General features: G+C 72.2%; 29 protein-coding genes. 12 read left to right on the top strand and 17 right to left on the bottom strand.

Going from position 1 to position 24,324, the window contains the following annotated elements:
- Positions 1-2,088, top strand: a 2,088-nt coding sequence (locus LADH09A_RS20805; protein ID WP_238647152.1) for an ALF repeat-containing protein, incomplete at its 5' end; no start/stop codon positions are given.
- A 7-nt stretch (positions 2,089-2,095) separates the two neighbouring features.
- Positions 2,096-2,584 carry a hypothetical protein gene (locus tag LADH09A_RS20800; RefSeq protein WP_238647151.1) on the top strand — a complete coding sequence of 163 codons (489 nt, stop codon included), beginning with the start codon at positions 2,096-2,098 and terminating at the stop codon, positions 2,582-2,584.
- A gap of 10 nt (positions 2,585-2,594) precedes the next feature.
- Here LADH09A_RS20800 and LADH09A_RS20795 read toward each other — a convergent pair whose 3' ends face one another.
- Together LADH09A_RS20795 and LADH09A_RS20790 are read right to left on the bottom strand one after the other, a co-directional pair.
- A complete protein-coding gene (locus LADH09A_RS20795; protein WP_238647150.1) occupies positions 2,595-3,113 on the bottom strand; it encodes a hypothetical protein in 519 nt (172 codons plus the stop codon).
- A 125-nt stretch (positions 3,114-3,238) separates the two neighbouring features.
- A complete protein-coding gene (locus LADH09A_RS20790; RefSeq protein ID WP_238647149.1) occupies positions 3,239-3,433 on the bottom strand; it encodes a DNA repair protein in 195 nt (64 codons plus the stop codon).
- Positions 3,434-3,604: 171 nt separating this feature from the next.
- On the opposite strand from LADH09A_RS20790, the gene LADH09A_RS20785 reads away from it, so the two are divergent.
- Positions 3,605-4,267 (top strand): GNAT family N-acetyltransferase, encoded by a 663-nt coding sequence (locus LADH09A_RS20785; RefSeq protein WP_238647148.1) that lies wholly within the window; start codon positions 3,605-3,607, stop codon positions 4,265-4,267.
- Between the two features lie 219 nt (positions 4,268-4,486).
- On the opposite strand, the gene LADH09A_RS20780 is transcribed toward LADH09A_RS20785, so the two are convergent.
- The 4 genes from LADH09A_RS20780 to LADH09A_RS20765 all read right to left on the bottom strand — a co-directional run bounded on the left by LADH09A_RS20780 (position 4,487) and on the right by LADH09A_RS20765 (position 7,809).
- A complete protein-coding gene (locus LADH09A_RS20780; protein WP_238647147.1) occupies positions 4,487-5,185 on the bottom strand; it encodes a TetR/AcrR family transcriptional regulator in 699 nt (232 codons plus the stop codon).
- Complete coding sequence (locus LADH09A_RS20775) at positions 5,148-5,642, bottom strand: thiol-disulfide oxidoreductase DCC family protein (RefSeq protein WP_238647146.1); 495 nt, start codon at positions 5,640-5,642, stop codon at positions 5,148-5,150. The genes LADH09A_RS20780 and LADH09A_RS20775 overlap by 38 nt, the downstream gene beginning before the upstream one ends.
- A complete protein-coding gene (locus tag LADH09A_RS20770; RefSeq protein WP_238647145.1) occupies positions 5,639-6,220 on the bottom strand; it encodes a hypothetical protein in 582 nt (193 codons plus the stop codon). Before LADH09A_RS20770 ends, LADH09A_RS20775 begins: the two co-directional genes overlap by 4 nt.
- 134 nt (positions 6,221-6,354) lie before the next feature.
- The gene (locus LADH09A_RS20765; protein WP_238647144.1) at positions 6,355-7,809 is read right to left on the bottom strand and encodes a glycoside hydrolase family 3 N-terminal domain-containing protein; all 1,455 of its coding nucleotides are present in this window, start codon (positions 7,807-7,809) and stop codon (positions 6,355-6,357) included.
- Between the two features lie 169 nt (positions 7,810-7,978).
- Here LADH09A_RS20765 and LADH09A_RS20760 point away from each other — a divergent pair, with 169 nt between their 5' ends.
- Complete coding sequence (locus tag LADH09A_RS20760; protein WP_238647143.1) at positions 7,979-9,154, top strand: ROK family transcriptional regulator; 1,176 nt, start codon at positions 7,979-7,981, stop codon at positions 9,152-9,154.
- Positions 9,155-9,275: 121 nt separating this feature from the next.
- Here LADH09A_RS20760 and LADH09A_RS20755 read toward each other — a convergent pair whose 3' ends face one another.
- Positions 9,276-10,292 carry an ABC transporter permease subunit gene (locus LADH09A_RS20755; protein WP_238647142.1) on the bottom strand — a complete coding sequence of 339 codons (1,017 nt, stop codon included), beginning with the start codon at positions 10,290-10,292 and terminating at the stop codon, positions 9,276-9,278.
- Positions 10,289-11,290 carry an ABC transporter ATP-binding protein gene (locus LADH09A_RS20750; RefSeq protein ID WP_238647141.1) on the bottom strand — a complete coding sequence of 334 codons (1,002 nt, stop codon included), beginning with the start codon at positions 11,288-11,290 and terminating at the stop codon, positions 10,289-10,291. Before LADH09A_RS20750 ends, LADH09A_RS20755 begins: the two co-directional genes overlap by 4 nt.
- Before the next feature lie 131 nt (positions 11,291-11,421).
- On the opposite strand from LADH09A_RS20750, the gene LADH09A_RS20745 reads away from it, so the two are divergent.
- Positions 11,422-12,264 (top strand): ABC transporter ATP-binding protein, encoded by an 843-nt coding sequence (locus LADH09A_RS20745; RefSeq protein ID WP_238647140.1) that lies wholly within the window; start codon positions 11,422-11,424, stop codon positions 12,262-12,264.
- Between the two features lie 24 nt (positions 12,265-12,288).
- Entirely contained in the window at positions 12,289-13,185 is an 897-nt protein-coding gene (locus LADH09A_RS20740; RefSeq protein ID WP_238647139.1) for a ribokinase, read from the top strand.
- An 88-nt stretch (positions 13,186-13,273) separates the two neighbouring features.
- Here the strand turns inward: LADH09A_RS20740 and LADH09A_RS20735 are convergent, their stop codons facing one another.
- From LADH09A_RS20735 to LADH09A_RS20720, 4 genes are all read right to left on the bottom strand, one after another.
- Positions 13,274-14,002, bottom strand: coding sequence for a hypothetical protein (locus LADH09A_RS20735; RefSeq protein WP_238647138.1), 729 nt, complete (start codon positions 14,000-14,002; stop codon positions 13,274-13,276).
- A 47-nt stretch (positions 14,003-14,049) separates the two neighbouring features.
- Complete coding sequence (locus LADH09A_RS20730) at positions 14,050-14,439, bottom strand: DoxX-related protein (RefSeq protein WP_238647137.1); 390 nt, start codon at positions 14,437-14,439, stop codon at positions 14,050-14,052.
- Entirely contained in the window at positions 14,436-14,918 is a 483-nt protein-coding gene (locus LADH09A_RS20725; protein WP_238647136.1) for a DUF6232 family protein, read from the bottom strand. Before LADH09A_RS20725 ends, LADH09A_RS20730 begins: the two co-directional genes overlap by 4 nt.
- Before the next feature lie 173 nt (positions 14,919-15,091).
- A complete protein-coding gene (locus LADH09A_RS20720; RefSeq protein WP_238647135.1) occupies positions 15,092-15,571 on the bottom strand; it encodes a DUF6232 family protein in 480 nt (159 codons plus the stop codon).
- 98 nt (positions 15,572-15,669) lie between these two features.
- Between LADH09A_RS20720 and LADH09A_RS20715 the strand changes: the two genes are divergently transcribed.
- Both LADH09A_RS20715 and LADH09A_RS20710 read left to right on the top strand, forming a co-directional pair.
- Positions 15,670-16,443, top strand: coding sequence for an enoyl-CoA hydratase/isomerase family protein (locus LADH09A_RS20715; RefSeq protein ID WP_238647134.1), 774 nt, complete (start codon positions 15,670-15,672; stop codon positions 16,441-16,443).
- Between the two features lie 117 nt (positions 16,444-16,560).
- Complete coding sequence (locus LADH09A_RS20710) at positions 16,561-18,183, top strand: acetolactate synthase (protein ID WP_238647133.1); 1,623 nt, start codon at positions 16,561-16,563, stop codon at positions 18,181-18,183.
- Between the two features lie 79 nt (positions 18,184-18,262).
- Here LADH09A_RS20710 and LADH09A_RS20705 read toward each other — a convergent pair whose 3' ends face one another.
- From LADH09A_RS20705 to LADH09A_RS20695, 3 genes are read right to left on the bottom strand one after another with little or no spacing between them, the layout of a single operon-like run.
- Complete coding sequence (locus LADH09A_RS20705) at positions 18,263-18,679, bottom strand: PLD nuclease N-terminal domain-containing protein (RefSeq protein ID WP_238647132.1); 417 nt, start codon at positions 18,677-18,679, stop codon at positions 18,263-18,265.
- A gap of 27 nt (positions 18,680-18,706) precedes the next feature.
- Entirely contained in the window at positions 18,707-19,012 is a 306-nt protein-coding gene (locus tag LADH09A_RS20700; protein ID WP_238647131.1) for a DUF202 domain-containing protein, read from the bottom strand.
- Positions 19,009-19,401 carry a YidH family protein gene (locus LADH09A_RS20695; protein WP_238647130.1) on the bottom strand — a complete coding sequence of 131 codons (393 nt, stop codon included), beginning with the start codon at positions 19,399-19,401 and terminating at the stop codon, positions 19,009-19,011. The genes LADH09A_RS20700 and LADH09A_RS20695 overlap by 4 nt, the downstream gene beginning before the upstream one ends.
- A 41-nt stretch (positions 19,402-19,442) precedes the next feature.
- Here LADH09A_RS20695 and LADH09A_RS20690 point away from each other — a divergent pair, with 41 nt between their 5' ends.
- The 4 genes from LADH09A_RS20690 (at position 19,443) to LADH09A_RS20675 (ending at position 22,592) form a co-directional block, all read left to right on the top strand.
- On the top strand, positions 19,443-20,240 hold the full coding sequence (locus LADH09A_RS20690; protein ID WP_238647129.1) for a GNAT family N-acetyltransferase: 798 nt from the start codon (positions 19,443-19,445) through the stop codon (positions 20,238-20,240).
- A 2-nt stretch (positions 20,241-20,242) separates the two neighbouring features.
- On the top strand, positions 20,243-20,650 hold the full coding sequence (locus LADH09A_RS20685; RefSeq protein WP_274529852.1) for a hypothetical protein: 408 nt from the start codon (positions 20,243-20,245) through the stop codon (positions 20,648-20,650).
- A gap of 187 nt (positions 20,651-20,837) precedes the next feature.
- Positions 20,838-21,617, top strand: coding sequence for an electron transfer flavoprotein subunit beta/FixA family protein (locus LADH09A_RS20680; protein WP_238647127.1), 780 nt, complete (start codon positions 20,838-20,840; stop codon positions 21,615-21,617).
- 15 nt (positions 21,618-21,632) lie between these two features.
- Positions 21,633-22,592 (top strand): electron transfer flavoprotein subunit alpha/FixB family protein, encoded by a 960-nt coding sequence (locus tag LADH09A_RS20675; RefSeq protein WP_238647126.1) that lies wholly within the window; start codon positions 21,633-21,635, stop codon positions 22,590-22,592.
- A 96-nt stretch (positions 22,593-22,688) separates the two neighbouring features.
- Here the strand turns inward: LADH09A_RS20675 and LADH09A_RS20670 are convergent, their stop codons facing one another.
- Entirely contained in the window at positions 22,689-23,618 is a 930-nt protein-coding gene (locus tag LADH09A_RS20670; protein WP_238647125.1) for an anti-sigma factor, read from the bottom strand.
- Positions 23,572-24,174 carry an RNA polymerase sigma factor gene (locus LADH09A_RS20665; protein WP_238647124.1) on the bottom strand — a complete coding sequence of 201 codons (603 nt, stop codon included), beginning with the start codon at positions 24,172-24,174 and terminating at the stop codon, positions 23,572-23,574. Before LADH09A_RS20665 ends, LADH09A_RS20670 begins: the two co-directional genes overlap by 47 nt.
- Positions 24,175-24,324 lie beyond the last annotated feature (150 nt).

Genomic DNA, 24,324 nt, shown 5'->3' with positions numbered 1-24,324 from the left:
CGGGCCCGCGCGGCAGCCGAGGCGGCACAGCGCAACGCCGCCGCGGCGACCCGTGCGGCCAACCAGGCGGAACGGTTCGCCCGGCAGTCGGCGCAGGCAGCAAACCAGGCGTACCAGGCGGCGATGGACGCGGCAGCGCACGCCACCGCGGCGGCGGCCGCGGCGGACGACGCCGCGGCGCACGCCGGTGACGCCGCGACCGCAGCGGCCAAGTCCACCCAGCACGCGGCGGGCGCGTTGGCCGCGGCCAACACCGCCACGACGGCGGCGACCCAGGCCGCAGCGGTGGAGGAAGCCGCGCGGGTCGCGGACGTGGAACGGCTGGCGGCCCAGACGGAGGACGGCATACAGCTTGCGAAGGAGGCCCGACTCGCCGAGCAGGCGGAGCTGGCCCAGGCTGCGGACGACGCGGCCGAGGAGGCCCGGCTGGACGCGCAGACGCAGCAGTGGCTGGCCGAGGCGAGCGCAGCCGGGGCACCCTCGGCAACCGTCCTGTCCAGTGGCCGTCTCGCCGCCGCGCGACTCGCCCGCACCGGCGGTAAGTGGACCCAGAAGGCGGCCGCAGAGGCCCTCGCGGGTTCCGAGGCCGACCTGCGAGCCTTCCTGGCCACCGGTCGCGCCGTGGCGGCGGACGAGGACGACCGCGCACGGGTACGGCACATCGGTGCCCTGGGCAAGCCCGCCCTTCTCGACGCGGCCAAGGCAGCTCTGGCCGGTGACCACGACGATGTGGTCGAGTTCCTCAGGACCCGGAACTACGTGGGTAAGGAGCAGGACGACCGCATCCAGATCGGCCAGTTGATCACCGCAGGTGGGCCGACCATGAAGGCCAGGGGACAGGCGGCGCTCAACGGCACGGAGGCCGACCGGCACGCGTTCCTGATGACCGGGCGGTACGCCGCGGCCGAGATTGACGACCGGATCAAGGTCGGCCAGATCATGTCCGCCGGTGGCCCCGAGGTGAAGTCAGCGGCTCAGGTGGCCCTGGAGGGGTCCCGAGCGTTCCTGACGGACTTCCTCACCGACGGGCAGTTCCGGGCGCAGCGTCGTGATCTGGAGGCGGTCACCCACGTGGCACGGGTGCGTGGCCTGGTCGCGGAGGCGGCCGGTTACGCCGCCAATGCGCGGAGGGACGCCGCCGAGGCGGCACGGGTCGCGGCGGTGGCCCGGAAGGCGGCCGAGGACGCGGCGCGCTACGCGCAGGAAGCCCAGCAGGCGGCCAGCCAGGCTGCCGGCTACGCCACGCAGGCGCTCCAGTCGGCTCAGGCAGCAGCGGCATCGGCGATCCAGGCGGCGCAGTCGGCCCAGGTCGCCAAGGCGGCCGCCGCCTCCGCGAGGCAGAGCGCACGAAACGCTGCCGCGTCGGCTGCCCAGGCCAGCGACGCCGCGGCACGGGCGAGCGCCTACGCCAGCGCTGCGTACGACGCCGCCGACCGGGCCCGCGCCTCGGCGCTGGCCGCCGGCCGCAGTGCCGACCAGGCCGCCGCGGAGGCTTCGGCGGCGCTTGCCGCAGCGGTCACCCTGCAGCGTCAGGAGGCGGCACAGAACCCGGGCGGGCCGGCGGACGGACCGCCGCTGGACCAGCCCACCGGCGAGGACCCGAGGCGGTTGGGAAATCAGGTATTGGGCAACAACGGCCTCGCCCAGGCGGCATTGCTTCTCTGGGGAGGCGAGTGCTTCACCGGAGCGAAGCAGATCATCTGCACAGGTGTGGATACGCCGAATGAGCGTACGATGACGATCGGCGATTACATGCTCTACCACGACTCCCGCGAGCAGCTCAGGCTCGACTTGAAAGAGGAGGAGTGGGATCGGGACCTGTTGCGGGCAAGGGGCGTGGATGCCAGCACCTACGGCCCTGACCTACTCGAGCACGAGGCACGACACTCCGATCAGTGGCAGTGGCTGCCACCCGGCCAATTCCTTACCTTCTACGCCCTCGGTAGCGGCGCCTCTTGGCTGCTCACGGGTGATGACAGTAATGGCAACCCTTGGGAGGTCGGAGCCAACCCGTACAAGGGCGAGTACTGGTACTACGGCCAGTCATATGTTGACAGGTCCAAGTGCTGGCTCATTGTTTGGTGTTGAGCGGAGAATGTCGAACCGACTGAGTATTCGTGCGGCGAGCGTCCTGGTGACGCTCGCCGCCCTGGCGGGGCTCTCCGCCTGTAGCCCTGCAGACAAACCAGTGATCGCGGTGAGCGAGATCGACGGTCAGCCGACGCTGGTCCTGGCCGAATGCGCTGCCTTCACTCCGACGAGGATCAGTGTCTTCACCCGTGGCGCGACGCCGGCTACGAATTGGACGATCTACCGCGACGGCGGGGAGAAGCTCACGGCGGTGACCATGTTGCAGCCACCACTCGGCTGGGCGATTGATACGGATTCACCACTCGTTGCCTTCCAGGCCGACGTTCAGTATTCGGTTGTCGCCTACGGCATCGAGCACAACTCCCGAACCGTCGATTTCACCCTGGATGAGGTGACTCGGCTCGGCGTGAAGCAGGTCCTCGTCGGCTCGGGGGACGATCGGAAGGCGGTCACCGAGACCGCCTTCCGCGACAAGGCGAAGAAGGCCTGCTGACGCAGTTGGGTCAGGAGACGTCGGGGAAGCCGTAGCGCAGGGCGTGCTCCGGATCGGCTGGGTCGATCTGGCGCACGCCCGCGTCGGCGAGGCGCTTGTTGACCTCGTCGAGCTGCTCGCGAACCAGCCGGGCCTCCTCTTCGGTGACCCGTCCCCGGTGCGGTTTGCCGGCGTTTTCCAGAGTGCCGTAGTCGATCTTTTCTACGCTCTTGCGGGCCTTGGGCGGTCGGACCCGCTCGGCGGTCTTCAGCAGCTGCGCCATCGGCACGTCGGTGGCCATCGCGTCGAACTCGCTGGCGGTCAACACCACCCGGCGGGGCTCGCCGCCGCCGTGCCGGTCATGGATCTCCACCACCGCCACGTCCAGCGCGGCGTCGTCGAGGTTCTCCACCTCGGTCGGGGTGGCGTCCAGCTGCACGGGCCCGGCGACCAGGTCCGGGTGCTCCAGCACGACGACGCGGACCACCTCGTCGTCCTGCTGTAGGACCGTGCCGCTGAAGTCGGAGACGTGGATCGTCTTCTTGCCCATGCGCGGAGCTTCTCCTGTCGGTGGCCGGAAGTCGGACCACAAGAAATTACCCGACAGGTGTGCGAATGCCCTCGCTGGACCTCCCCGGTGTGTCGCCCCGCGCAAACGTCAGAGGCCGCTCTGCGTCAGTGGGTGTTCAGGCGGTGCCTGCCGGAGCTGCCGACGGACAGCTTGTTCAGCCCGGACCAGGACAGGGTGCCCCGGCCGACCGCCCGGGGGTTCCGGTAGCGCGGCTGGGGCGGGACGCCGCCGACGGTCTCCGCTGCCTGCCAGAGTCGCTCGGGGTCCTGCTGGTAGCGGTCGTTCGGCTGAATCGGCATGCGTTCACCGTCCCAAATAAAGGTGTCCAGGTATGGAAATACATATGACGGTCGATAGGTGAGGCTGGTTCCCCCGGCGCTCGGCCGGCTCGGCCCTGACGGTTCGTCCGCCCGGCCGGGCCGCCGGGCGTACGGTGATCCACGACGGGCCGGGCGACGGGGGAGGTCTGCATGCTCGACCGGCGGCTCCAGCTGCACCTGGCCACGTGGCTCGGGCAGTGGCCGGCTGGGCCGGGGCTGCACGTGGTCGCCTCGCATCGGCGGGCCAGGCCGGCCTGGGACGGCCGACTGCGCCCCGCGCTCGCCGTGGACACCGGGCGGAGCGGAGTGCTCTCCGTGGCGCCGGAGCGGGTGGCGGCGATCCGCTCGCTGGTCCGGCGTACACCGGATCGGCTGCTCGCCGCGCTGCCGGAGGCCGTCGGGCTGCCCGACTGGTGCGTGCACGACGGCCCCTTCCGGTGGAGTGTCGCCCCCGCGCCGCTTCCCGACGTGGGGGAGTGGACCGAGTCGACGGCTCCCGGGTTGCCGCCCTGGCTGCGGCTCTTCGACCGGCCCGTGCTGGTGGTCCGTGACCCGGACGGCAGCTACCTGGCGGGTGCCGGGATCAAACGGCACGACGCGTACGGGCACGAGCTGGCTGTGGGCACCGCACCGGCCGCCCGGGGTCGCGGCCTCGCCCGCCGACTCGTGGCGCAGGCGGCACGCAGGGTCCTCGACGAGGGGGCGGTGCCGACCTACCTGCACGAGCGGGACAATCACGCCTCCGCCCGGGTCGCTGACGCGGCCGGTTTCCCCGATCGGGGCTGGCGTGCGTACGGGGTCTATCCGCGCTGAACCGGCAATGGGCGCGGACCGTGGACCCCGGGCCGGATCCACGGTCCGCAACCTCCCCCCAGGTCCCGGTTCCGGTGTACCGGTAGCGCTCTGCGCGGGCCGGGACATGTCGATCACGCTACGTATCGAACAGGCGTGGGGCAAGGGTCGAGCTGTCGGTTCGGAGTGTCTAAAAGTGGACTTGACCTGCTTCTTCGCGGTCGAGCGGTGCCGGCCGGGTCAGTGACGGAGCGTGCGAATCAGGTCGAGCACCTGTCGGGTCACCGGCCGCAGGACCCGGAGCCGGGACAGCGCCACGAGCCGGTCGACCAGTGGTACGGCCCCGTCGATCAGCTGGCGGGTCTTGGTCTGGCCGGGCGATCGGTCGTGCACCCAGTAGAGGATCACGCCCATGTACGCGAGCCAGAGCAGCTCGGGCAGCTGTGGGCGCAGCTCGGCGTCGACCTTGGCCGTCGAGCCCGTCAACACCTCGCCGAAGAGGTCGATGGCCGCCTCCCGGGGCCCGGAGGACTCCGCGGAGAAGGGGCTCAACGGGGAGGTGGGCTCCGCCGCTGTCTTGAAGAAGGTCGCCGCGAATTCGTGCGAGGGCGTCAACACGTCGATCCCCGCGTGCAGCACTCCGGCGAGCCGCGGACCGAACGCCTCCTCCCGGTCGAGCACGGGCTGCGCGGCGGCCCGGTGCTCGATCTGTGCCTGGGCGTAGAACTCCTGGATCAGGTGGTCCTTGGAACCGAAGTAGTAGTAGGCGTTGCCGACCGCCACGCCGGCCTCCTGCGCGATCGCCCGCATGGTGGTCTGGGCGTAGCCGCGTTCGCGGAACAGCCGCAACGCGGTGTCCCGGATCAGCTGCCGGGTCTGCTCGCCTCGGGCGGTGGCAGGGTCACCCGCAGTGGTCGTCTGCGCAGGCTGCTCGGTCATCGGGGCCACCGTATCCCGCCGTTTCGTCGGTCGGCTCGGCCGACGGGTCGCGGATCCGTTCCCGCATCGCCGAGGCGGCGGCCACCGTCTGCCGGGCGAGGGGCAGCAGGGCCGGCCGGGCCAGCCGCTCGGCCATGGACCGATGGTCGGCCAGTGCCCAGAGGCAGGCGAACCAGGCGCCGTCGCCCGCGTACACCTCGCCGGTGTCGGCGATCACGGTGAGGTCGCGCAGCGTCGCGTCGTGGTCCAGGCCGGGGAAGCGCCGCCGGGCCTCGGCGGACCCGGCCGGCACGAACTCCAGGGGTACGAGTTGGGCGCGGGACGACAACCAGCGGCGGGCGGCCCGGCAGAGTGGGCAGGCCGCGTCGAACAGGACGGTGAACCCCCGGATCCCACCGCCGGCGTGAGCGGTGGGATCCGGGAGCCGGCCGACGCCCTCGGTCGGGGGCACGGTCATCGGGTCGGCGGGTTGCTCGTCGGTCCGGCCTGCTGCGGTCCGGCCTGCTGCGGTCCGACCGGCCGTGGACCGGTTGGCTGGGGTCCTGCCGGGTACGCGCCGGTCGGCTGTGGTCCCGCCGGGTACGCGCCGACCAGCTGCGCCCCGGGTGGGGCGGGCGGCATGGGGAGTCGACCGATCGGGGCGAGCGGGGGATGGGTGGCGAGCTGGCGAAGTCGGTTGCGGCGGTAGCGGCCGAGTGCGAAGACGTTGAAGAAGTGCAGCGCGCCGAGCACCAGCAGCACCAAGCCGATCTTGAGTGACAGCTCCTCCATGGCCTGGCTGGTCGATTCCACCGGGTCGGAGTGCTTCATCGCCACCGTGACGTAGCCGAGGTTGAGCAGGTAGAAGCCGACCACCAGGAGACTGTTGACCGCTCGGGCCAGCCGTTCCTCGGCGAACACCTCCTCCAGGAAGACCTGCCCGTTGCGGGCTAGTGCCCGAGCCACCCAGATGGTCAGGCCGACGCTGACCGCGAGGTAGATCACGTACATCCAGACCTTGATGTCCATGTGGACGCCCTTCTTGAACGTGTTCAACTACCGACGCCATCAGCCTAGGGCGAATATTGAACATGTTCAAGAACGGGCGACCAGTGACTGTGGACACTGTGGCGGAGGTTGCGGCGCGCCGATCCGGCCGGGCCTGGAGCCCGGCCGGAGGACGTCGTGGCTCAGTCGGTCAGGCCGAGCGCCTCGGCAGCCGCGCGGCCGTTGGCGTGGCTCGCGCCGTACGTGGTGACGAAGGCGCGTACGCCCTGCGGGCGCCACTGTGCCGGCCACCCCATCTCCACCACGGTCACCGGATGCTCGGCGGCCAGGCCGGCGATCAGCTCGGGACCGCCGGGCAGCCGGTGCAGGTGCCGCCCGACCAGCACGATGGGCCGGTCGCCGGCCAGCCCGCGCAGCCTCGACGGGTCGGTCTCGGTGGCGATCACCCGGAGCTCCTGCACCCCGTTCAGATGTGGACCGAGACCCCACGGCACGCGCCCCTCGGCCATCGTCGACTCGGTGTGCAGTTGCACCACCAGTGGTCGGTCCAGGCCGTTGAGCACGCCGTCCACCCGGACCGCGCGGCGCGCTGCCGCGTACCCCAGGTCGGTGTCGCTGGCGGCCGTCGACCCGACGGCGGCCCGGGTCCAGGCGGCGAGGTCGGCGGCCCGGCCGGCTGCCTCCTCGACCCGCGCGGTCGCCAGCCGGCCGTCGGTGAGGGCGTCGACGATCTCGGCGGCGACCTGCTCGACCAGGTGGGCGTCGACCTTCGCGCCGATGCAGAGCAGGTCCGCGCCGGCGGCCAGGGCCCGGACCGCGGCCGGCCCGACGCCGCCGGCGGCCACCGCCGCCCCCTTCATCTCCAGGGCGTCGGTGATGATGGCGCCGGTGAAGCCGTACTCGGTGCGGAGCAGGTCGACCAGGACGGCTCGGCTGAAGGTGGCCGGGTCGGTGCCGGTCAGCGCCGGTACCCGGATGTGCGCGGTCATCACGGCGCGGGCCCCGGCGGCGACGACCGCCGCGAACGGCGGCAGGTCCCGCTGCCGCAGCAGGGCCAGCGGGGCGTCCACGGTGGGCAGCTCGTGGTGGGAGTCGGTGACGGTGGCGCCGTGCCCGGGGAAGTGCTTGGCGCAGGCGGCGACGCCGGCGGCCTGCAACCCGGTCACGGCGGCGGCCGAGTGGGCGGCCACCCGCACCGGGTCCGCCCCGAAGGACCGGGTGCCGATCACCGGGTTGTCGTCGGCGGTGTTGACGTCCACCGTCGGGGCGAGGTTGACGGTGATGCCGAGCGCGGCCAGCTCGGCGCCGATCGACTGGTAGACCCGTCGGGTGAGCGCCACGTCGCCGATCGCGCCGAGAGCGGCGTTGCCGGGGTACGGGCTGCCGGTGGCGTGCGCCAGCCGGGTCACGTCGCCACCCTCCTCGTCGATCGCGATCAGCACGTCCGGCCGGCCGGCGCGCAGCGCGGCGGTGCTCGCCGCCACCTGCGCGGGGTCGTGCACGTTGGTGCCGAACAGGGTGTGCCCGGCCAGCCCGTCGGCCAGCAGGTCGACCGCCCAGTCCGGCGGGACGGGCCCCGGGTACGCGGCCAGCAGTGTGCCGAGCGCCAGCCGGCGCAGTCCTGGATCCAGCCCCACGTGATCTCCCCCTTCGGTGCCCCAGCGGGTACGAAACGTCGTACCGGTGGGGGTGTTCGCCCTGCCGAGTCGGCCGAGCGCCCCACTGTCGGGTGGCCGTTACGCTACGGCTACCCGTTCGCAGGTCGGTTTACAGTTAGCAAAGTTTACTAAAACTAGAGGACGTGTCATGAGTGCGACCCGGCTGCCCGGCACCCCCCGTCTGTTGCGGGCGCTCAACGACCGTGCCGCGCTGGAGCTGCTCCTCGAACGCGGCCCGCTGACCAGGGCCCGGCTCGGCGAGCTGACCGGGCTGTCGAAGGTCACCGCCTCCCAGCTGGTCGAGCGGTTGGAGGAGCGCGGCCTCGTCACCCGGGTCGGCGAGCAGGCCGGCGGGCGGGGGCCGAACGCCCAGCTCTACGCCGTCCGCCCGAGCAGCGCGCACGTGGTCGGCGTCGACGTCGGGCCGGATCGGGTCGTTGCCGCCTGCGCCGACATCACCGGCGCGGTCATCGGCCGGGTCGAGCAGTCGACCAGGGACACCGACGACCCGGTGGGCGTGGTGCACAACGCCGTGGTGCAGGCCGCGAGCAGCGCCCAGGCGCAGCTGAGCAGCGTACGGCGGATCGTGCTCGGCACGCCGGGCCTGGTCGATCCCGGCACCGGCGACATCACCTTCGCCTTCAACCTGCCGCGCTGGCACAGCGGTCTGCTGGCCGCGCTGCGCGACGACCTGCACACCCCGGTGGTGTTCGAGAACGACGTCAACCTGGCCGCGGTGGCCGAGGCGCAGTCCGGCGCCGCGCAGGGGGTGGCCGACTTCGTCCTGGTCTGGGTGGGCGCCGGTGTCGGTCTGGCGATCATGCTGGGCGGCCGGCTGCACCACGGCAGCAGCGGTGCGGCCGGTGAGATCGGCTACCTGCCGGTGCCCGGCGCGCCCATTCCGCGCGACGTCTCCCGTCGTGCCAAGCCGGCCTTCCAGCAGTTGGTCGGCGCGGACTCGGTGCGCGCGGTGGCCCGTGAGCACGGGTACCCGGACGCCGACGCCGCCGAGGCGGTTCGCGCGGCCGTCGCAGCCGGCCCGGACGGCGGCCCGATGCTCGACGAGTTGGCCCGCCGGCTCGCCCTCGGTGTGGCCAGCACCTGCGTGGTGCTCGACCCGCCGCTGGTCGTGCTCGCCGGCGAGGTGGGTCAGGCGGGCGGCGCGGCGCTCGCCGACCGGGTGCAACACGAGGTCGCGGCGATCACCCTGGTGCAACCCCGGGTGGTGCCGACCGGGCTGACCGAGGAGCCGATCCTGCGCGGCGCGCTGCGTACCGCGCTGGACGCCGTACGCGACGAGGTGTTCGGCTCCACCGTCGGCTGAGCCCGCTGCGGCGGCCACGTGAAGGAATATTTCACCGCCAGTCGGCTCACTGCAAGCCCTTGCCGAAAGCGCTCCGGATCCGGCGGGCCGCCCGTGTCACGACGGGCGGCCCGGTGAGACCTCAGATCAGGTCGCGTCGGCGGAACACGGCGAACGCCGCCGCGGTCAGCCCGCCGGTGATCCCGAGCAGCACCAGCAGCGACGGCAACCAGGACAGCGTGTAGAACCCCTGGCAGTTGAAGCCGATGTCGCCGCCCCGGCAGATCTGTTCGTCGTAGAAACGCGCCTCGCCGTTGAGCCACGCGCCGACGTGGCTGGTGAGCATGAACAGGTCCGACTGTGGGGCGTCAACGATCTCCAGGACCAGCCGGGCGCCCAACTCCCAGACCACCACGTACGCGGCGAGCGCGCCGAGAGCCGCCGAGGTGTGCCGACCCAGCGTGGCGATGGCGAAGCCCACCGCGGTGGCCAGCAGCACCAGCACCAGGCCACGCCCGTGCACCGCACCCAGCTCGCGCCAGAACTCACCGCTCAACTGGCCGGCCAGCCCGGCGGTCTGCCCGATCACCCAGAACGTGGCGAGGTAGGCCACCGACGCCAACAGGGCCAGGACCAGCACCGTGCCGAGCAGGGTGCCCAACTTGGTCGCGAGCACCGTCAACCGGCGTGGTCGCCAGAGCAGCAGGTTCACCACGCCGCCGGAATTCAGGTCGGCGCCGATGTAGGAGGCCCCCACCAGGAACCCGAACAGCACCAGGAACGCGATGAGGAAGAAGAGCAGCGGCCGCGCCTGCTGGGCGAAGCTGAACACCCCCGGCAGGAAGTCGGCGGCGATCGGCAGCCGATCCTGAAGGACCGGGTCGATCTGGGAGCAGTCGTCGGGCAGGAACGACCCGCCGTCCTCCGTCGGCTGCGCGCCGTCCCGGCGGGCCACGCACTCCTGGAACGCGGTCTCCATGCTCTGCCGGGCCTCGGTGGCCTGCTGCCGCGCCGAGTTCAGCTCACTCGCGCTCGGCTTGTGGGAACCCGCGAGGGTGGTCGCCGCCGTCACCGCGAACGCAAACGCCAGCAGGACGACCATGAGTTGCACGAAGCGACGGGCGGCCAGTCGCTCCAACTCGGCACGGACCAGGTTCACGCGTCCACTCCCCGATCGAGATCGATCACCGCATCGCCCTGAGCGGCGTACGGCAGCGCCGAGTCGTCGACCTGCCGGGGCACCGACGGGTGCGCACCCGTCAGCTCCAGGAAGACGCTCTCCAGATCCGGCCGCAGCGGCGTCAGCTCGCCGACCCACAGCCCCTGCTCGCCGAGCACCCGACTGATCACCGTCGGGTCGCTCGCCCCACTCACCACCAGCGCCTCGCCGTCGACGACCGCCGTCAGCTCGGCCGCGTCCAGCAGCTCGGCCGCGCGCTGCGGGTCGGCCACCCGCACCAGGAACTCGTGCCGGTCGTAGCCCGCCAGCACCTCGTCCACCCGGCCGGACGCCACCCGACGTCCCTGCGAAATGATCGTGACGTGGTCGCAGATCAGCTGGATCTCACCCAGGATGTGACTGGACACCAGCACGGTCACCCCGGTCGCCGCCAGCGACCGCATCAGGTCCCGCATCTCCCGGATGCCCGCCGGGTCCAACCCGTTCGCCGGCTCGTCCAGGATGAGCAACCGCGGGTCCTTCAGCAGCGCGGACGCCACCGCCAGACGCTGCTTCATGCCCAGCGAGTAGGCCTTCACCCGCTCGTCGCCCCGATCGCGCAGGCCCACCAGATCCAGCGCCTCGTCCACCCGCGAGACCGGCACGCCACCGGCGCGGGCCAACAACCGCAGGGTGCGGTACCCGGTGAAGTTGCCGAAGAACTGGGGGCTCTCCACGATGGCGCCGACCTGGCCCGCCACCCGGGGCAGCAGCTCCGGCGACGGCTGGCCCAGCACGGACATCCGGCCGCTGTCGGCTCGTACCAGCCCGAGCAGGGCACGCAGGGTGGTGGTCTTGCCGGAGCCGTTGGGGCCGAGGAAACCGTGGACCTGGCCCTCCTCGACCAGCAGGTCGAACCCGTCCACCGCCACCCGCCGGCCGTTGCGCATGCTGTGGAAGGTCTTGCGCAGACCCTCGATCTCGATGACCGCGCTCATCCGCGCGGCTCCGTACCTCGACGGGGCATGGACCGTCCTCCGGACTCGGTGATCAACGACACGGCGCTTCACCCTATTGCCGGGGCGCCGCCCATGGGGGGCGCCCCGGCGCTGCGTGGTTGGATGGAGCGGTGACTGGTGACCTGATCCCCGGCGCTGCCGGCGCCGCGCCTGCCGCCGCTCCCGTGGACCCGGATCTGGTGGTCAGCCTCGACGGCGTCGGTGTACGCCGCTCTGGCACCGCCCTCCTCGAGGACCTGACCTGGCGGGTCGAGCTGGACGAGCGGTGGGTCGTGCTCGGCTCCAACGGTGCCGGCAAGACCACACTGCTCAACCTCGCCGCCGGCCGGCTGCACCCCACCACCGGTGTCGCGCACGTGCTCGGCGAGCGGATCGGCCGCACCGACGTCAACGAGCTGCGCACCCGCATCGGGCTCACGACCGCCGCGCTGGCCGAGCGACTGCCCGCCGACGAGCAGGTCAGCGACGTGGTGGTGACCGCCGCCTGGTCGGTGGTCGGCCGCTGGCGCGAGAGCTACGAGCGTGGCGACGTGGCGCGGGCGCTGGCACTGCTCAGCCAACTCGGCGTCGGTGGCCTCGCCGAGCGCCGCTACGGCACCCTCTCCGAGGGTGAGCGCAAGCGGGTGCAGATCGCCCGTGCCCTGATGCCCGACCCGGAGCTGCTGCTGCTCGACGAGCCGGCCGCCGGCCTCGACCTGGGCGGTCGGGAGGACCTGGTCGCCCGACTGGCCGAGCTGGCGTACGACCCGGACGCCCCGGCGATGGTGCTGGTCACCCACCACGTCGAGGAGATCCCGCCGGGGTTCACCCACGCGTTGCTGCTGCGTGAGGGCGGCGTGGTCGCCCAGGGTCTGCTCGCCGAGACGCTGACCGGTGACAACCTCTCCAAGACCTTCGGTCTGCCGCTGGTGGTCGAGCGCAGGGGCGACCGCTACACCGCCCGGGCCGCCTGAGCGTCGGCCAGGGCGGAGACGACCGTGCCGCAGACCCGGGTTGCCGTCGTGGGCAGCGCCAACATGGACCTGGTCGCGATGGCACCCGCGCTGCCGCGACCCGGCGAGACCATGCTCGGCACCGACTTCGTGATGGTGCCCGGCGGTAAGGGCGCCAACCAGGCCGTCGCCGCGGCCAGGGCCGGCGCGTCGTGCGCCTTCCTCGGCGCGATCGGCTCGGACGCCTTCGGCGTCACCCTCCGGGCCCGCATCACCGCGGCCGGCGTGGACACCAGCCAACTGCGGGTGGTCTACGGCACCTCCGGGGTGGCGCTGGTGATGGTCAACGCACAGGGAGAGAACGCCATCATGGTGACCCCCGGCGCCAACGACGCGCTGGTCGGCCTCACCGAGGAGGAACTGGCCACGGTGACCGCTGCGGACGTCCTCGTCGCCCAACTGGAGATCCCGGTGCAGACCGTGACGGCCGCCGCGGTGGCCGCCCGCGCCGCCGGCACCCGGGTCATCCTCAACGCCGCCCCGGCGCGCGACCTCCCACCCGAACTGCTCGCCTCGATGGACCTGCTGGTCGTCAACGAGGGCGAGGCGCAGGCGCTTGCCGGCCGAGGTCGGGAGGAGCCCAGGGCACTGCTCGCCCTGGCCCCCCGGGCCGTGCTCACCCTCGGCGGCGAGGGCGCCTGGTACGTCGACCGGGACGGCGCCGAGGTGCACGTGCCGGCGGTACGCGTCGACGTGGTCGACTCCACCGCCGCCGGTGACGCGTTCACCGCCGCGCTGGCCGTCGGCTGGGGCGAGGGGCGTGACCTGGTCGACGCGGTGCGCTGGGCGTCGGCGGCCGGCGCCGCGTGCGTACGCAAGCTCGGTGCCTCGGTGGCGCTCCCGCAGCGGGCCGAGATCGACGAGCTGTACGCGCCGGTCTGACCCACCCGGCCCACGCCGGTCCGGAAGCCCCTGCGCGCGACGATCACCTGCGACTGTTGATCCCCGTACGCCCGCAATCGGGCGGGGCTCAGCCGGCGGGCTCGTCGGCGAGCTTCTCACCGCGTCGACGCAACATGCCCAGCCCGGGGATGCCGGCCACGGCGAGCTTGAGGTCGCGGGTCACGTCGAGCAGGTCGTGCAGGTCGGGCCCGACCCGGTCCAGCGTCGCCAGGATCGGCAGGATGTCGGCCGTCAGGTGTTCCTTGAGCTTGGGCAGCTCGTCGATGAGGTGGATCGCCGCGCTGATCTCCTCGTGGCTCAGCTCCTCCACGAACCTTCCCGCCATCGGCGCGGCCCGGCGAAGCGCCGGCTCGTACGCGGCCAGCAGCTCGGCCGCCGTGGCGGCGGCCTCCGCCGCGGTACCCACGGTGACGGCGGCCCGGCCGGCCACCCCGTCGGCCTCGGCGACCACCGTGGCGGCGGCCCGGGCGACCCGGTCGGCGTCGGCGACCACCACGGCGGCTGCGGTGGCCACCTCGGTGGCGGTGTCGATGGCGGTGGTCGCGGCGGCGCTGATGACGGCCACCTCACGGACGGCCGCCTCGGCGTCGGTGAGCACCTGGTCGGTCCGGTCCAGGGTCGTCTCGATGCGGTCGACCACGCCGTTGATCCGGGCCAGCAGCGCCTCCACCCCGTCCAGCACCGCGAACGCGCGGGTGGGCACGGCGGCGAACGAGGCGGCCGAGCCGAGCGCCTGGTCGAGAGCGGATCGGGTCAGGCCGACCACGGCGGTCGGGGTGGGGAGGGGAATCGCCATGGGATCAAGTGTGCGTCGGCCGCACCACAACCGCTCAACGGCGCTTGTCAGCGTCGCCCTGCGCTGGTTGCGCCGCTGCGGGCGACGCGCAGGGCCCACCAGATCAGCGGCACCTGCATCGGCACCCGCCCGTAGGCGATGGCCCGCTTCGTCGGGCGGCGGTGCCGCCAGTCCACCGCCATCTTCACGTTGGCGGGCAGCACGGCGACGAAGAGGGCGGCTGCCGCCCGACCGCCGGCCCGCCGGGTGGTCGGGTGCGCCACGGCCGCCGCCACCGCCAGCTCGGCGACCCCGCTGGCGTACGTCCAGAAGCGGGCCGGGCCGGGCAGCGCGCCCGGCACGATCGGGTCGTACACGCCGGGTCGCAACAGGTGGGTGACGCCGGCCGCGGCGAGCAGGCCGGCCAGCGCGGCGGCCTCGCCGCGACGGGTGCTCATCGGTGGTCTCCCTGCTGTTCGACGGCGCGCTGCACGGCCCGGTAGATCTGCCCGAACCGTAGCGCGTCCGGCGTGCGCACCAGCAGATCCTCCCGGCCGTGGTGCTGCACCCACAACTCGTGCACATGGCTGCCGCGCTCGTAGGAGCGGTCCAGCCACCCGAGAGGGATCTCCAGGAACGGCAGCGCCACCAGGGCCCCCACCGCGCAGGCGGCGAGGATGATCAGGGCCAGCTTCCAGTTGCCCCGGTCCTGTGCGGACCAGGCCAGCGAGACGACGCAGACCAGGGCGACCAGCGGCGGCAGCGAGAGCAGCAGCACCAGGACACCGCGACCGAGCACACGGCCGCGAACGGCGAGGGTCTTCTGCCCGCGCGCGTGCCACACGAACGTCACGTCGGACAGGGCGATCACGTGACCGCCCGCCCGGATCGACTCGGAGGTCACCTGCACCGCGTCGTCCCGGTAATAGAGGGTCATCACTAAGCCTAACCACCGCGAGGCAACTTCGCCCTCCGGTGCGGTCCCCTCAGATCGTGGACACTGACCGTCCGCGTCGAACGGTAAGTGTGCAAGATCTGAGTTGGTTGCGGCACGCCCGCGCGGTCTCGACCTGCTGCCGGACGAGCCGATCCGGTTCGGAGCGTGGGCCGCTAGCGGCGGGTGACGGGTCGTGCGGGTTGGCTGTGCTCGACCGCGCGCTGCACCGCCCGGTAGATCTGCCCGAAACGCAGCGCGTCGCCGGTGCGCAGCAGCCGCACCGGCTGACCGCGCCAGCGGGCCCAAATCTCCAGTTGGCGGCTGCCCCGGGCGTACGAGCGGTCCAGGTGTTCGAAGAGGAAGTCGGCGACCGGCCCGACGGCCAACCCGACCAGCACCGACGCGCCGACGATCGCGATCGTCACGGTGGGCGAGCGGTGCAGCCAGACGGCCACGCCGATGCCGAGCACCGCCGCGACCAGCGGGCCGGCGAGTGCGGCACCGATCGCGCCCCGCCCGACGAGCACGCGCCACGAGCGGGTGCCCCGGCGGTGCCAGATCAGGGTGATGTCGGCAAGCGCGTAGGCGCGGCCATCGACGCGGACGGTGGTGGAGGTGACCTGCACCGACCTGTCGTCGTAGTACGTCGTCATGGCTGGACTCCCGCCCACGGGGCTGACACCACACTACTTACCCAAACGAGCCGGGTCGTAAGGTTGGCACGCGACTTCGACGAGGAAGTGAGGGCAGCGTGGGCGAGTTCGTTCGGCTGGAGACCAAGGACGGCATCGGCACGATCCGGCTGGAGCGGCCGCCGATGAACGCGCTCAACACCCAGGTGCAGGAGGAGCTGCGGGCCGCCGCCACGGCGGCCACCGCCGATCCTGAGGTCCGCGCCGTCATCGTGTACGGCGGGGAGAAGGTCTTCGCCGCCGGCGCGGACATCAAGCAGATGGCCGACATGTCCTATGTCGACATGGCCGACCGTGCCGCGAACCTGTCCAGTGCGCTCGGCGCGATCGCCCGGATCCCCAAGCCGGTGGTCGCCGCGATCACCGGGTACGCCCTCGGTGGCGGCTGCGAGCTGGCGTTGGCCTGCGACTGGCGGGTGGTCGCCGAGGACGCGAAGCTCGGCCAACCGGAGATCAAGCTGGGCATCATCCCCGGTGCCGGGGGCACGCAGCGGCTGGCCCGCCTGGTCGGCCCGGCCCGCGCCAAGGACCTGATCATGTCCGGCCGGATGGTGGACGCGCAGGAGGCGCTGCGGATCGGTCTGGCCGACCGGGTCGCCCCGGCCGCCGAGGTGTACGACACGGCCGTCGCGCTGGTCACCCCGTACCTGACGGGGCCCGTGCAGGCCCTGCGGGCGGCGAAGCTGGCGGTCGACGGCGGCCTGGACATGGACCTCAACTCGGGCCTGGCCTGGGAGAGTCAGCTCTTCGCGGCGCTGTTCGCGACCGATGACCGGCGTGAGGGCATGGCGGCCTTCGTGGAGAAGCGCAAGCCGGGCTTCACCGGCCGCTGACCGGTGGGCTCGACGGTCCCGGACAGCCGCTGCGACGGTTAGCCGAGAGCGGTTCACATTCCGGCTACCGGCCAGTAGCGTGTGACTTCGGCCATGATCGAGGAACAAGGAGCGGCGATGACGGAGCGGATCGAAGGTCACGGCGGGGAGTTGGCCCTCGCGGCGTTGCGGGCGCACGGCGTGCGGGAGATGTTCACCCTCTCCGGCGGGCACGTCTTCCCGCTCTACGACGCCGCGCACAAGACCGACTTCCCGATCTACGACGTCCGGCACGAGCAGTCCGCGGTCTTCGCCGCCGAGGCGGTGGCCAAGCTGCAGCGCCGGCCCGGTCTCGCCGTGCTCACCGCCGGGCCCGGTGTCACCAACGGCATCTCCGGCATGACCAGCGCGTTCTTCAACGCCTCCCCGGTGCTGGTGCTCGGCGGGCGCGCCCCCGCGTTCCGCTGGGGCTCCGGCAGCCTCCAGGAGATGGACCACCTGCCGCTGGTCGCCCCGGTGACCAAGCACGCCGAGACGGTGTTCAGCACCGACGACATCCCGCGCGCGGTGGGTGCGGCGCTCAACGCCGCGCTCACCCCGCACCGCGGCCCGGCCTTCCTCGACTTTCCGCTGGAGACGGTCTTCTCGGTCGCCGAGGTCGACCTGCCGGCCGTGACGGGCGTCGACCCCGTCGTACCGGACCCGGAGGAGGTCGGCCGCGCCGCGATGCTCATCGCCGCGGCCCAGCGACCGGTCATCATCGCCGGCTCCGACGTGTACGCGGGCGACGCGGTCGCCGCACTGCGCGAGGCTGCCGAGGCACTGCAGGTGCCGGTCTTCACCAACGGCATGGGGCGCGGCTCGCTCCCGCCGCAGCACCCGCTCGCGTTCGCCAAGGCCCGCCGGGCCGCGCTCTCCGGCGCCGACGTGGTCGTGGTGGTGGGCACCCCGCTGGACTTCCGGCTCAGCTTCGGTGACTTCGGGGACGCCAAGGTGGTGCACATCGTCGACGCGCCCAGCCAGCGAGCGACGCACGTGCAGCCGGCCGTCGCCCCCGCCGGCGACCTGCGTCTCATTCTCTCCGCGCTCGCCGACCACGCCGGCGACCGGGCCGACCACGCGGACTGGATCGCCGACCTGCGGGTCGCCGAGGACGCGGCGAAGGCCCGGGACGCCGCGGAGATGGCCGCCGAGACCGACCCCATCCGCCCGGCCCGGATCTACGGCGAGCTGCGTCGGGTGCTGGCCCCCGACGCGATCACCATCGGCGACGGCGGTGACTTCGTGTCGTACGCCGGGCGGTACCTGGAGCCGGCCCAGCCCGGCACCTGGCTGGACCCGGGCCCGTACGGCTGCCTGGGCACCGGCATGGGCTACGCGATGGGCGCCCGGGTCAGTCACCCGGACCGGCAGATCTGTGTGCTCATGGGCGACGGCGCGGCCGGCTTCTCGCTGATGGACGTCGAGTCGCTGGCCCGCCAGAAGCTGCCGGTGGTGATCGTCGTCGGCAACAACGGCATCTGGGGGCTGGAGAAGCACCCGATGCGGGCCATGTACGGCTACGACGTGGCCGCCGACCTCCAGCCGGAGCTGCGGTACGACACGGTGGTCAGCGCGCTCGGTGGCGCGGGGGAGACGGTCGCCAAGGCGGCCGACCTCGGTCCGGCCCTGCAGCGGGCGTTCGACGCCGGAGTGCCGTACCTGGTGAACGTGCTCACCGACCCGACCGACGCGTACCCCCGGTCGTCGAACCTGGCCTGAGTCGCACCCGCCGCCGTCGCCCCGCACGGGGGCGGCGGCGGTCGCGTCTTTCGGGAGGTCGGCGCGACCGCGCCGGTGCTCACACCTCCGGCCGGTCACCCTCGCGCGGCGGGTCACCGTCGCGGCGACGCAGGTCGTCCTCGCGCCGGCGCAGGTCTTCCTCCCAGCGCTGGAAGAGTTCCTGGTCCTGCTGCTTGGCGCGGTCCTGCACCGAACGCAGGAACTCCGGATCGTCGTCCGGCGCGACCGGCCGGGGGCGCTGCCGCTCGGGCGATGCGGCGCCGCCGGGCCAGCCCTTGCGGGCGTCGGAGCTGGCTTCCCGGCCGACGATGAACCAGGCGATCGAGCCGACCAGCGGGAAGAACAGGATGATCAGCACCCAGGCGATCCGGGGAAGGGCTCGGATCTTGCCCTCCTCGGCGGAGAGACAGCTGATCAGCGCGCAGACGGCGAGGACAATCTGCACCAGGAAGAGGAGTACGCCAAGCCGGGCCATGCACCCATGATGACGCACCGGATCGAGTCACCCTAGTCGGCGCAGAACCAGCAGCACTCCCAGTAGTGCGAGCCCTACGGTGCCGAGCGCGACCAGGGGCAGTGTGCGCCCGCCGGTGCGGGCCGGACCGGTGCCGGTGGCGCGGGGCCAGCAGAGCGCCAGCAGTGCGCCCCACACCACGACGGTGCTGCCGGCGACCAGTGCCCCGACCGGGTCGCCGGCCGACGCCAGCCGGGCGGCGAGCGCGGTCACCACGCTCGCCGTGAGCAGGGTGCGTCGCCAGGCCAGCCGGGTCCGCTCCGGTTGCAGCCCCGGGTCGCGTCCGGTGCTCACTGCCCGCCGATGGCGCGGACCAGGACGGCGACCACCAGCAGCACCGCCCCGGCAGCGAGAGCGAGGGCGAGGACGGCGGGAAACCGGGACGCGGGCAGTTCCTCGCCGAGCCGGATGGCCCGCTCGGTACGTGCCCAGTGGTCCACGGCGCGGATGGCGACCGCGCCGCCGAGCAGCAGCAGTGCCACCGCGATCACCTCCCGCAGATGGCTCATCGGCAGGGGCGGCAGGAACTGCGCGGTGGCCAGCCCGCCGCCGACCAGCGCCAGCGCGGTGCGCAGCCAGGCGAGGAACGTCCGTTCGTTGGCCAGGGAGAACCGGTAGTCCGGCGGCTCACCGATCGAGCGCAGCTCCGCCGGGTCGAACCATCGCCTGATCGCCTCCCACACGGAGCCGATTATCCGCTTCCCATCCCGCTTAGCCTGGGCCGGTGACTGATCTCGACATCCTGACGCTGCGTACCGCCTACGACAACCAACTCCGCCCGGAGATCCCCGACCCGGTTCCGGCCGGGGTGACGGTGGAGCGGGACGGGCCGCTGGTCCGGATCACCGGGCTCGACTCCGGTGGGTTCATCACCTACCGCGACCTGGGCGGGTTGACCGGCGACGCGCTGGACGAGCTGATCGCCCGGCAGGTGCGGTTGTGCCGTGAGCGGGGCGAGTCGGCGGAGTGGAAGCTCAACGAGCACGACGAACCGGCGGACCTGGCGGACCGTCTGCGCGCCGCCGGCTTCGTGGCGGAGGACCGGGAGACCGTCGTGGTCGGGCCGGTCGCGTCGCTGGCCGCCGCGCTGCCGGTCATCCCCGAGGGGGTACGCCTGCGTGAGGTGACCTCCCGCGCCGACCTGGAGCGGATCGCCGCCATGGAGGAGGAGGTCTGGCAGGAGGACCGCTCGCACCTGGTCTGGGGTCTGGCGAAGGAGATCGACGCCGACCCGCACTCGATCACCGTGGTGGTTGCCGAGGCGGACGGCACGGTGGTGAGCGCCGGCTGGGTGCGTTTCCCGGCGAACACGGGCTTCGCCACCCTCTGGGGTGGGTCCACCCTCCCGCAGTGGCGTCGCAAGGGCGTCTACCGGTCGCTGGTCACCTACCGGGCGCGGCTGGCCGACCAGCGGGGCCGGACGCTGTTGCAGGTCGACTGTTCCGAGGACAGTCGGCCCATCCTGCAGCGGCTCGGCCTCGTCGCGGTCACCACCACCACCCCGTACGTCTACACTCCGTGATCATGGAGCAGCGGTTGACGGACGAGGATCGGCTGACCATCAAGACCGGTGCCTTCGGCGCGGTCTTCCTGGTTTCCAACGCCGATCCCGGGGTGCTGGGGGTGATCCGGGAGAGCATCGCCGCGTCCGGCGCGCTCGCCGACGCCAGCGGTGCGGTCAAGGAGGCGTTGACCACCGGCCCGCTGCCGCGGCTTCCCCGGGACTCGCAGCTGGAGGTCGAGTCGGTGGTGCTACCGGCGTTGCGCCAGGCGGTGCTGATCCTGCGCGACAAGTCACCGTCGGACGTCGAGGCGTACCGCTCGGTGGTGTTGGCCGCGGCGGACCGGGTGGCCCGGGCGCACGACGGGGTGGCGGCCGCCGAGGCGGCGGCCATCGACCAGATCCGGGTGGCGCTCTCCGAGCCGACCTGAACGACCGCGCGTCGGTGAGCTGTGTCACTCTCGGTGCCTCGGGGGCGCAACCTACTGGCAGGTAACATTGCGCCGTGGGCAACTGCACAGCAGCCCACGGTTGACCTGACGTCGACCGACGCGCGACGCTGCGCCCCAGACCGGGCGAGCGAATCGCAACACCACACAGGAGGGTCGTCGAAGCGCGATGAATATCGTCGTACTCGTCAAGCAGGTGCCTGATTCGGGCGCGGACCGCAACCTGCGCAGTGACGACAACACCGTCGACCGCGGTTCGGCGAACAACGTGATCAATGAGATGGACGAGTACGCCATCGAGGAGGCGCTGAAGATCAAGGAGGCGCACGGCGGCGAGGTCACCATCCTGACCATGGGTCCGGACCGGGCGACCGAGTCGATCCGCAAGGCGCTCTCCATGGGCCCGGACAAGGCCGTCCACGTGCTGGACGACGCCCTGCACGGCTCCTGTGCCGTCGCCACCTCGAAGGTGCTCGCCGCCGCCCTCGGTCAGCTCAACGCCGACCTGGTCATCTGCGGCGCGGAGTCCACCGACGGTCGGGTCCAGGTCATGCCACACATGATCGCCGAGCGGCTGGGCGTCGCGGCGCTCACCGGCGCCCGCAAGCTCACCGTCGACGGCGCGACGCTGACCGTCGAGCGGCAGACCGAGGAGGGCTACGAGGTCGTCACCGCCTCCACCCCGGCCGTGGTCTCCGTCTGGGACACCATCAACGAGCCGCGCTACCCCTCCTTCAAGGGCATCATGGCCGCGAAGAAGAAGCCGGTGCAGACGCTGTCGCTGGCCGAGCTCGGTGTCGCGCCCGCCGAGGTGGGCTTCCACGGTGCCACCAGTGCCGTCGTCGAGCACACCAAGCGCCCGCCGCGCTCCGGCGGCGCCAAGATCACCGATGAGGGCGAGGGCGGCGTCAAGCTGGTCGAGTTCCTCGCCACCGAGAAGTTCGTGTGAGAGGGGGGTTCTGACATGTCTGAGGTTCTCGTCGTCGTCGAAGCCACCAAGGAATTCGGCGTCAAGAAGGTCACCCTGGAGATGCTCACCCTCGCGCGTGAGCTGGGCACCCCGAGCGCGGTGGTGCTCGGTGGCGCCGGCGCCGCCGAGGCGCTGAGCGGCAAGCTGGGCGAGTACGGCGCGGAGAAGATCTACGCCGCCGAGGGTGACGACATCGACGGCTACCTGGTGGCGCCCAAGGCCACCGTGCTGGCCGAGCTGGTCAGGCGGGTGCAGCCGGCCGCCGTGCTGCTGGCCTCGGCCCAGGAGGGCAAGGAGATCGCCGCCCGCCTCGCCGTCAAGCTGGACAACGGCATCCTGACCGACGTGGTCGGCCTGGACGCCGACGGCACCGCGACCCAGGTCGCCTTCGCCGGCTCCACCATCGTCAAGGCCAAGGTCACCAAGGGTCTGCCGCTGGTCACCGTGCGACCCAACTCCGTCACCCCCGCCCCGGCGGCGGCCACCCCGGCGATCGAGCAGCTCACCGTGTCGGTCACCGACACCGACAAGCTGGCCACCGTCATCGAGCGGGTCGCCGAGCAGAAGGGCTCCCGCCCCGAGCTGACCGAGGCCGGCGTGGTCGTGTCCGGTGGTCGCGGTGTCGGCAACGCCGACAACTTCAAGCTGGTCGAGGAGCTGGCCGACCTGCTCGGCGGCGCCGTCGGCGCGTCCCGGGCGGCCGTCGACTCCGGCTTCTACCCGCACCAGTTCCAGGTGGGCCAGACCGGCAAGACGGTCTCCCCGCAGCTCTACGTCGCGCTCGGCATCTCCGGTGCCATCCAGCACCGGGCCGGCATGCAGACCTCGAAGACCATCGTCGCGGTCAACAAGGACGGCGAGGCGCCGATCTTCGAGCTGGCCGACTTCGGCGTGGTCGGCGACCTGTTCAAGATCGTCCCGCAGGCCGCCGAGGAGATCCGCAAGCGCAAGTGACCCCGCGCTGAGACCAGTGGCCGCCCTCGACGGGGGCGGCCACTGTCTGTGGATGGGAGCTGATCGGCGGGCCGGGGAGCTGAGCCGGCCCACCGATCAGCCCGTCAGGGTGCCCCTCAGCAGGCTGTCGCCGGAGTGGCGGGTGTTGTTGTCGTACTGCTCGGCGGAGACGTCGACCACCGAATAGCTCGCGAGGTCGACATTCGGGGGCAGGGGCAGCAGCGCATCTGAGCCGCCACCCAGGGTGCCCACAGAGAACATCTCCATCGTCGCCGGATTGATGAGCCAGACCTCGTAGTACCCCGGGACGCGCGGGAGATTCGCCACATGCAGATGCAGTTGGCCGTCCCGGAGAACCCGGGCGTCCCCCTTGGCCGTCGGCGGCGTCGATCCGTACGCCGCCAGCGGCGCGCTCGCCACCACCACCTGCGTCGGAGCGGGTGCCGGGTCGTCCGGCCGCAGCACCGAGACCGTGCCCAGCACACCGACCGCCGCAGCGGCTGCCGCGGTCACCGCCGTGGCCGCCCAGCGCGACCAGCCAGAGCCCCGACGGGACCGGCGCGCCGAATCCAGCCGGGTGACTGGACGCTCGGCCGTCGTGCCGGTTACCTGCCCGGCCGTCGTGCCGGTTACCTGCCCGGCCGTCGTGCCGGTGGCCTGCCCGGCCGTCGTGCCGGTGGCCTCGGCGGTCGTCGTGCCGGTGGCCTGCCCGGCCGTCGTGCCGGAGGTCTGCTCGGTCAGGGTGCCGACGGCTTGACCGGGGACCTGCTGCGGACCGGCCTCGGCCCGGGACGGCTCGGCCTCGGCCGCCCTGACCTGGGCGGCAATGCTCTGCCAGACGTGCTCCGGCGGGTCGGGCAGGTCAGCCAGACCCTGCGTCTCGGCGCCGAGCCCCGCCACCTGCGCAAGGGTCGCCATCTCCGCACGGCAGAGCGCGCAGGTGCCGAGGTGGGTGCTCTCCCCGTTGTCCGCCTCGCTCTCACCGAGTGCCAGAAAGACCAGCCGGTCGTGGTCCAGGTGCTGCACCGTCCACCTCCCATCTGCGTTTCAAGCTCGCCATGCCGCGCCGGATGTGGCTCTTCACAGTGCCCAGGGGCACCCCGGTCACCGTGGCTATCTGCTGGTGTGTCAGGTCGTCGTAGAAGGCCAACTCCAGCATGCGTCGCTGGTCGTCAGGAAGACGGGCCAGCTCGTCGGCGATCACCAACCGGTCCACCACGCGATCGGGGTCCGGCCCGGCCGGCGCAGGCTCAGGCAGCTGCCGGACCGTCTCCACCACCCGGGTCTCCCGGGCCGAGGCGCGCATCCGGTCGATCACCTTGCGCCGGCCGATGCCGAGCAGCCAGCCGATCAGCGATCCCTTGGCCGGGTCGAAGGTGTCCCGACCCAGCCAGGCGGCGACGAACGTCGCCTGGGTGACGTCCTCGGCGTCGCTGCGGTTGGCCAGCATCGAGGTGGCCAGGTGGAACACGGCACGACCGTACCGGTCGTACGCCTCACGCAGGGCCACGTCGTCACCCGCTCGGAAGCGGACGTCGAGGTCGTCCACCGGAGGGTCCGGTTCCTGTCGTAGGGCCGTCATCGGGCGGCTCGCCTTCGATGGGGCATACCCGACTGTAGCTGCCACAGTCTTCGCCCCACTCTCCCCGGTCGATGTCATCTCACCAGCTCTTCGTTTCCCGGGCCCGCTCCGGATGCAGTCGGGGCCGGAAAAGAAAAGTGCGTCCCGAGC

Source organism: Micromonospora cabrerizensis (assembly GCF_022230955.1).
Taxonomy (GTDB): domain Bacteria; phylum Actinomycetota; class Actinomycetes; order Mycobacteriales; family Micromonosporaceae; genus Micromonospora; species Micromonospora cabrerizensis.
The sequence above is the reverse complement of the archived record's forward strand: the minus strand, read 5'-3'. Positions and strand labels throughout refer to the sequence as shown.